Origin of the sequence: Chengkuizengella axinellae (genome assembly GCF_030730905.1) — a bacterium.
Lineage (GTDB): Bacteria > Bacillota > Bacilli > Paenibacillales > KCTC-33759 > Chengkuizengella > Chengkuizengella axinellae.
Map to the genome: position 1 here is coordinate 1 of NZ_JAVAMP010000029.1, position 8,023 is coordinate 8,023.

12 protein-coding genes are annotated in these 8,023 nt (G+C 35.3%); all 12 read right to left on the reverse strand.

The genetic code is table 11. The features are described from left to right. Positions 1–173 precede the first annotated feature (173 nt). Positions 174–509 (reverse strand): nucleoside triphosphate pyrophosphohydrolase family protein, encoded by a 336-nt coding sequence (locus Q5Y73_RS24235; protein ID WP_305994497.1) that lies wholly within the window; start codon positions 507–509, stop codon positions 174–176. Next, on the reverse strand, positions 510–734 hold the full coding sequence (locus tag Q5Y73_RS24240) for a helix-turn-helix domain containing protein (RefSeq protein ID WP_305994498.1): 225 nt from the start codon (positions 732–734) through the stop codon (positions 510–512). A gap of 12 nt (positions 735–746) precedes the next feature. Further along, complete coding sequence (locus Q5Y73_RS24245; protein WP_305994499.1) at positions 747–1,733, reverse strand: Lin1244/Lin1753 domain-containing protein; 987 nt, start codon at positions 1,731–1,733, stop codon at positions 747–749. Further along, positions 1,730–2,170, reverse strand: a complete 441-nt coding sequence (locus Q5Y73_RS24250) for an HNH endonuclease (RefSeq protein WP_305994500.1) — start codon at positions 2,168–2,170, stop codon at positions 1,730–1,732. The genes Q5Y73_RS24245 and Q5Y73_RS24250 overlap by 4 nt, the downstream gene beginning before the upstream one ends. Then, the gene (locus Q5Y73_RS24255) at positions 2,145–2,300 is read right to left on the reverse strand and encodes a hypothetical protein (protein WP_305994501.1); all 156 of its coding nucleotides are present in this window, start codon (positions 2,298–2,300) and stop codon (positions 2,145–2,147) included. The genes Q5Y73_RS24250 and Q5Y73_RS24255 overlap by 26 nt, the downstream gene beginning before the upstream one ends. Before the next feature lie 9 nt (positions 2,301–2,309). Then, on the reverse strand, positions 2,310–3,104 hold the full coding sequence (locus tag Q5Y73_RS24260) for a phosphoadenosine phosphosulfate reductase domain-containing protein (protein ID WP_305994502.1): 795 nt from the start codon (positions 3,102–3,104) through the stop codon (positions 2,310–2,312). A gap of 11 nt (positions 3,105–3,115) precedes the next feature. Next, entirely contained in the window at positions 3,116–3,859 is a 744-nt protein-coding gene (locus tag Q5Y73_RS24265) for a hypothetical protein (protein WP_305994503.1), read from the reverse strand. Then, on the reverse strand, positions 3,843–4,181 hold the full coding sequence (locus Q5Y73_RS24270; RefSeq protein ID WP_305994504.1) for a hypothetical protein: 339 nt from the start codon (positions 4,179–4,181) through the stop codon (positions 3,843–3,845). The genes Q5Y73_RS24265 and Q5Y73_RS24270 overlap by 17 nt, the downstream gene beginning before the upstream one ends. A 5-nt stretch (positions 4,182–4,186) precedes the next feature. Next, on the reverse strand, positions 4,187–4,576 hold the full coding sequence (locus Q5Y73_RS24275; RefSeq protein ID WP_305994505.1) for a hypothetical protein: 390 nt from the start codon (positions 4,574–4,576) through the stop codon (positions 4,187–4,189). 1 nt (position 4,577) lies between these two features. Further along, positions 4,578–5,282 carry an MBL fold metallo-hydrolase gene (locus Q5Y73_RS24280; protein WP_305994506.1) on the reverse strand — a complete coding sequence of 235 codons (705 nt, stop codon included), beginning with the start codon at positions 5,280–5,282 and terminating at the stop codon, positions 4,578–4,580. Continuing rightward, positions 5,282–6,316, reverse strand: a complete 1,035-nt coding sequence (locus Q5Y73_RS24285) for a hypothetical protein (RefSeq protein WP_305994507.1) — start codon at positions 6,314–6,316, stop codon at positions 5,282–5,284. The genes Q5Y73_RS24280 and Q5Y73_RS24285 overlap by 1 nt, the downstream gene beginning before the upstream one ends. After that, on the reverse strand, positions 6,316–8,023 hold a 1,708-nt coding region (locus tag Q5Y73_RS24290; protein WP_305994508.1), incomplete at its 5' end, for a coiled-coil domain-containing protein. The genes Q5Y73_RS24285 and Q5Y73_RS24290, both read right to left, overlap by 1 nt.

Consider the following 8,023-nt stretch of genomic DNA (forward strand, 5'->3'; position numbering starts at 1 on the left):
CTGTTGAAGTTCCTTAACCTTTTCATACTTTTCATGAATGTTGATTTCAACACCGACATTCAGCATTATGCTATAGTCATTAGGATTTTCGGTAAGCAATCTTAGTTCACCGTCTGTTGTTTTAACAATTAATTCTCTAGTGCCATGTATTACTCTCCCATGCCCTATGATTTTCACTTTTCTCCCTCCTCACGATTGATACTTCTATCACTATCAAAGCCATCAGGATACCTTTTTAAGAGTTTTTCCACATTACCCCTTGCAATATCATTCAGAGACACTCCCAAAGCTTCTGAGGCTAATGCTAGATACCACAGAACGTCACCCAATTCTTTACGGATCTTTTCTTTGTCCAACTCATGACCATGAAAAGCAAATTTTTTAATAATGTCTGCTACTTCTCCACTCTCTCCACTTAATCCAAGTGATGCATTTAATAACATTTCTTTTTTATCAAGTGACTTGTTTACCGTCCTCATTGCTTTATGTTGATATTCACTAAATTCCATTTAACTTACCCCTCTCAATCTATTTCCTAACAATCCACCGTCACGCGGTTGAATCTTCTGTTTCTTCCTTCGATCAATGACCAACACCACAACATCATTTGGGTGTCTGTCTAAGGCTGTAGCTATATCTGTAATACATAATCCTTCTTTCCACATCTGTTCAAACTTCATAACTTCTTTTTCTTCCCAGAAGAAGTTTAAGTCTTCACAAGCAATGTATTGCATAGTATCAACCTCCTAAAACGGTCTATCTTCATCAATATCAATCCCTGCTGCTACTGGCTTATCCCATTCATTTGCTAATCTCTTAGCTTCTTCCAGTTGTTCTTGTGTAAATTCTGCATCTGAATTTTCCGTATATTGCATGATTGGTATATTAGGTTTCTGATTTCCATAACGTTTACTTTGATATCTAGGAGAATCATTTGCTTTTTCTTCTTTCTCCCAAGGTTCATCTATTCCATCAGCTTTCCAGTTTTTTAATATGCCAGTAACATATCCAAGGTTTCTTTTGCCTTTAAGAACTGACTTTTTCATTGCTTCACATACCCATCTTTCTGTATATGTGTCTATCAAGTCACCAATGGAATCACTCACTAATTCTGATAATGTTCCAAATCCTTCACTTTCAAAAAGTTTAAAAGGATTCGAAGAATGAGAACTACAACTACTATTTTTTTGATCTTCCTGATCTTTTTTGTTTTCTATATTTTCTTCTTCTTTTATTTCATTTACTTTACTTTCCTTTACTTTCTTTTCCTTTCCTTTACTTTCTTTTAATGCTTTGCCTTCGCTATGCGCTTGCATTGCGTTTGCATCCTCTTTGCTTTCCGATGGCATAGAACCCTTGTCATTATTGACTTTTTCCCATCGTTTCTTTGCTGCCTTTTTTGCTTTTTCTGATTTTTTATCTTTTTCGATCATTCGTTTTAATAAGGAATCGCTCCATATAAATTCTTCATCTTCAAGAAGTAATTCAAATTCATTAATGCAATCGTGCAAGAAGTTTTGCGCTTCATCTGCTGAGCATTGCATTTGCATTGCTAACGCATTGCATAAGTGTTTAGATTTTCTAAGTTTGTATTGCGTTTGCTCTCTTAAAAATTCAATTAGCACCCAATAACGTCCATATCCTTCTATTCCATAAACACTTCTCAATGCTAAAATTTTAGGATCATGACGTGCGTTTGAGTCGTGGGAAAAATAATAAGCATCTTTGTTCACTGTTTTTCCCTCCACTCCTTAAATTCTTCCACTGTCTTATCTCTCTTTTGTCTATTACACCTTCTGCAAGAGGTTGTTAAGTTTGATAAGTCATTACTCCCACCTCTTGATATAGGCATCATATGATCTACTTCTAATAAACCGCCTTTTTCACCACAGTAAAAACATGTGTAATCATCTCTTTCAAATACTTTTCTTGATATCTCTTTCCACAAATTTATATCCTTGTTATATAGACGATTGTTAATAATCTCTTCTTCAAACTCTTTAAATTCATCAAATATATCTGCTTCAAATAAAATTCGTTGTACAGCGCACCATTTAATAAATTTGTTTTTATATGAACCTAACTTATTTGCTATTTCCGGATGTTTTTCTAAATCTTTCATCACATCATATCTTAGAGCTAATTCATACCAATTTTTTGGTATAGTCATTTCCCTCACCTCTGTACGGTTTTCTTTTAATCTCATTAAACCAAAAACCGATCATCCATTTAAATAAATATATTTTGTTCGTTAATTTAGCCCCTAGAAGCCATATTGTTAGATATATTTTTACTTGCATAATGACCTCCTAAACTCCACAATATCCTGTACAATCTTCAAACATTTCTATTTGATTTTCATTGAAGTTAACTTGATCCAGTGGTACACATGAACGATGTAAATAAATCTCGTTTTTAAACTGAGGTAACCTTCTGATTTCCCTGTCCATTTCAACTGCTTCATTCCAACTCTCAAGATCATTTCTTTTCATATCCAACCACATATGATTATCATGAAAAGGGCAACCAACACAGCTAGATTTGGGTGGTACAGGATAACCATTTCTTTGTAACCAGTTCATGCAATCTAATCTAGTCATCCACTTTTCAATCAAAGGATATCTATGCGTGATCCAACGTTCCCTCGATTCTTTCACCCTTTGGATTTCATCCGTACTTATTCCCATCCAAAGATGTACCATTTCTTTTACCCTCTGCTTTGGAACATATCCTAAATGGTTTCTGATTGCCTTTCTAACTGGCATAATCTTGTATTCATTCGTGCATTGTCTCCTTACCATTGAAGTTGAGCCATCTTTGTTTTTTACAAAGAAAGGTAGGGACGCAAATCTTTTAGAATCATTGATTGAATTGACAATATCCTCTTTGATATTTCCGTTATTAGTAACCGCAATCTCAATCCCATGTTTTTTCACTTCATCTTTCAACCATTCCAAATGCTCATAAACGTTCTTTGGTTCCCATCCTGTATCTGAGAAAATAACTAGGTCTGGCTTTGGTTCAAACTCCCCACGACAAGCCATTAAAAGCATTGTCGTGGACTGTACTCCTGCACCTAGACTAATTACATGTATATCTTTCATATGATTCACCTTTAAGAAAAACTAACTTCTGGCTTTTCTTCTGGTTCTACATCATCGCTATCACCAAGAGAGTCAAGAATAAGTTTTGTATGATTCTGCTCTAACTTCATGAGCAGAATTTCAAACTCCCCTAATCGTCTTAGAGAATTAATGTCATAGTTCGAGCTATAATCTATGCTCCATTCTTCCTTATCGTATTTTTTCCACCTATCTATTCTGATTTCAAAATTCATTTTTTCATCTTTTTCACACTCAAACACCACTATTGCGTGTTCAAAACTACTCCATGATCTTTCTTCGTTACGTTCTACTTCAAAACCAACTTCTACATATTCGTAAGATGGTCCATCTTCATAGCAAATTTCTAGGTCATCTGTCTCTATGTTTTTAGCTACATATTTCATCCAACGTTTAAACAATTCAGTGACCTTGATTGTTTTAATATCTTCCGGAAGCATTAACTCTTTAAAATTTTCGAGTAGTTTTTTATTCTCTAAAGCCGAACAGTTAAGTACATCAACTAACACAGAATCTAATTTAGTAATATATTCGCTGTAATCATAGCTTTCGAGATACGGAATCATGACTGATTTTACTTTCTCTTCAATAACTTTTGTAACATCACCATATGATCTAAACAAACTATCCAGTGCATTATTGACACCTTTTTCTAAATGTTCAGCAACTAACTTATCAACTGTCCCATCTTCTAATTTCTTTGCAATTACGTCCTTAATGCTATTTTCTAAATTCATTTTTTTCCCTCAACTTTCGTTTATATTTAATCCCCTCGACTGTTTCATCTAGCCAGTCATGACACTCTACACAAGCATGTTTCAAATCATCTGCTGTAGTTTTATGGTCTATATGTCCACGTCCTGTTATATGAGCCTGTTCATAAGCTCTTGAACCTCTGCATTTGATTCTGACCTCACATATGCCTTTTGAACGTTCTTTTACTTGCTTCCGAACCTTATTACTTATCTCGCCCATTTGCCTTTGAGTTGGCTTTACACGCTTACTAGCAAGCTGTGTTTCTTTGCTATAAGACCTTACTGGTTGGTTTGCTAGATTCAATTGCATCACCGTCCGTTATTGAATTCCACAAAATCTATTTTCAATTTATATTTCAATGCGTTTATTTCTTGTTGAGTACTTTCAAAAGCGTTCCGCCATCTTTGCATCAGTTCATATGCCTCTGCTTCTTGCTCTCTTAATGCAGCAACCGCAAGCTCTGCATTTGCCTTTTTTGGCGACTTGGAATGTATCTCTGCATAGGCATAATCGTGTTTACGTTGTGCGTAGATCCGTTTGTATTTACCATCGCAATGGCTTGATAATCTCCCAATATAGACGAGACACTTTGAAAGCAAATCTATCTTATTAATTAATGCTCCTGGATTATCTTCTACTTGTGCGTCTGCTGTTTGACGATATTTAATAATTTCATTTTTATATCTTTCAACGTCCACTTCATTCACCTGCCACAAATACAGGTTTGCCTGTAAGTTTCATAATTTCACTTTTAAAAAATTCTGCATCACTATTGTTATCGCTCAGATGTAGTAAATGAATCTCTTGTACCTTTGATAAGTCATTCGATCTAAAGAAGTCTTTAATATTCTCTAAACTGAAGTGAGAGCGAAGCAATCGTTTCTTCATCACCACTGGAATCCTTCCGGATAGAATGTTTTCATTTAGTATTTTTATAGAGTAGTTACACTCAATCATGATGTGCGTAAGCCCTTTGAACTTGTATTTGAGGTAATAGGTATCTGTGGCAAACAATAGCTTCTCTCCTGTCTGATTTGCTAACAGGAAGCCTAATGGTTCGTTTACATCGTGCTGCACATCAAAGGGCAATATAGTCCATGTTCCTATCGTTAGCTGCTTCTTGACTGAAATTGGTTTTACTCTATGTCCTTTGATTCCTAATGCATTCAGCGTCCCTTGGGAAGCGTATACATCGATGGATTTCATAATGTCTTTCACAGCCTCACAATGGTCTTTGTGTTCATGAGTGATCAAACACCCTGCAATTTCTCTCATTCTAAATTCCAGTCCAATTTGAATGTCTTTGTAACGGATGCCGCACTCTAATAAAAGTGCGGTTTCTCCGTCAGTAACCTTGTAACAATTTCCTTTAGAACTAGAAGCAAGTGTTGTAATCTCTATCATTAGAAACCAGGTCCTTCTTCAACTTTCTCAGTCGGTGTTTCTTCTGGCTGAGGTTCGTCTTTTGTCTCCTTTAAGTTCTCTGGTTCTACTATCTCAACATCAATCACTTCACTATTTGCATTTTCATTTATTTCTTTTCGCACCTTAACTGCAGTATCGTCTGTCACTTCACTATGGACCATTTCAACAAAGGCAGATCCGAAGTTTTTAGGGATTTTTTTGACAATGTTGTTTCTCATTTTGCGAATGAGCATCTGTTCTCTGCTCTGGTATTCCTTCCAAGCTGGACTGATATATTTTTGCATTTCAACATCATCCAAAGCATCTAAACCCAACTCTTTTGCTTTCTTTAATACCTCAACTTTTTTCTCGTTAATCTGTTGTTTTTCTTGTGGTTTTGCTTCATATCGGTTTTTACAAATTCCAAACGTCTCATTCATGAGGTTGTTATTGATATGTGCAACTAAGTTTCTTGCAACGTCTGCACGTTCAGCAATGTAATATTCATGAGTATCATCATTTTTTATAATAGGATAAACAATCCTGACCACATCACCTGTACCTTTTGGAGTCCACTGAGGTGGGGTTGTTTCAAAACCGTTATACTTCGGATATTCAAAGTCATCATCTTCTCGAACTAACCAGAATTGACCGACTTTCTTAACATCACGTCCGAACCTAGATAGGATTGCATCATTTCCGTCACCTTCAATCCCCATTTCAATTTGTTTTTTCCACTTGTCACCCATCTTCACTTTTCGAATGGAGAAATACACTTCTTTAGGGCTTGCAGCTGCGTTCAACTTTAGGGAAGCGACGTTTAACAGAATTTGAGTAACGTTACTTTGGTCTAGTTCTTCAGCATTCCAAGCTAGGTTTTTAACATCTAAAACACTGTTAATTGCAGATATTGCACTTACTACACATTGTTTTGAGTATTCATCCATCTGAACACCATTTCCGACCAACTGACGTTCAATCATTGGTGCATAAGTGTCTGTAACCTTTGCTAGTGCTGTTGAAAATTCACTCATTAAACTGCCTCCCTTTGCAATTCATTTTCTACTCTTAATTGCTTGTCTTTAGCGCTAACAACTAATCTAATCACTTGAGTATTTGTAGTTATAAAACTTGTTACTGCTTCGGCATTATCTATAAAAATAGGAGCTGTAAATCCGAAGTGTTCTGATAGAGTATTTATAATATCTAGTCCAACATTAATTCTTGCTGCGTTGTTTAAACCACCAGTGTATGGCACACCTCTATATAGAGTTTCACAAACTTCATTTAACCCACCGTTAACTTGTTGTTCAAAAAGTTTAAATTGAGCATATTTGAATTTGGAATTAATCTTCTGTTCTAACAAATTAACTTTTGCTCTAGAAAATTCTTCAATGAGATATAGATCATGTTCTAATCCTTCATATTCCCCAGCTAGTTTTTCCTCTTGTTTTTTTAGTTCTTCGATCCGTTTTTCAATGAAGGTAACCTGATCAAACTTTGTTCTATCCTTCTCTAGTTCATCAACACTAATGCGCAATTTTAGAATGGACTCTTTCACTTTATTTCCAGCCCCTGTTACTGACTCTTTAAGTTCTTGAATCTCTAATTGAATTTCCGTTACATCATTTTGTTTTTGACCGTATTCAGGATCTAACTGGAATGCGCATGAGTTAGACTGCAACTCTTTTAAAGTTTGTTCTTCTTTTTCTAGCTCTAACTTAGCTTGATTTAACTGTTCGGATAAGGTTTTGTTCTCTTTTAACAACTCCTCATTTTGTTCCTTAAGCTTTATAATTTCGTCAGTTAATACTTTGCCTTTTGTTGTGATTTCAGTTAACTGCTCAGATTTACGAAGGTTAAAATCGGATAGTGCTTTTTCATGCGCAGCCTTAACTTCTTTTTCTGGCAATGTTTGTCCACACGTCGGACAATTATCATCATGCTTTTGTTCAAATTCCACTTTATTTATTTCGTGCCAACGATCCCTTATGTTGTTGACTTCATCGTCTTTAAGTTCGATTATTTCTGTATTACTATCAATCAAACTTTCTAATTTAAAAATTTTGTGCATAGCATCATTTACTGTTCTATTCAATCGAGAAACAACATTACCTTGAGCACTAACCCGATCCATTACATCAGACTGCAACCTGTTTTTTATTTCAAGCTGCTCACTTTCAATTTCTCTTAAACGCTTTTCTTTAAGTGCAATTTCTCCACCAGATTGAATGCGAAATAGTTCTTCTTCTTTTCCTTTGATCTGTTCTTTTAATTCGCTAATTTTCACCTCTATAAACTCTAAACTTAAACCGTTAGTATCTGGCATAGAACGATAAGCTTCATCGATGCGGACTGGAATATTTTCAATTTCTTTATTTAATTTTTTCTTCTGACTTTGGATCATAATTTTGTGTTCATCGATAGTCCGACTTCCTAAGATACTAGGAAGTTTAATAAGATGATCATTGTTTGAAATGACTTCTTGATCTGTCACGTCACCGCAAACTTGGAGCAGAACTTCCCTTCTCTTTTTCCAGTCAAGTTGTTCGTTGAAATAAGCAGGGTTCGTAAGGAGTTTGAATATATCTTCATCAATAATCTCTTCAATTTTCTTTTTGTATTTAGTCTTTGGAACAGGCACACTGTCTATGAAGTAATCTGTTGTATGACCTGTGAATTCTTTTTGCATGGACCCACGTTTTTTTGTCCAGTTTTCGGAATATACTTTTCTAAGAGTG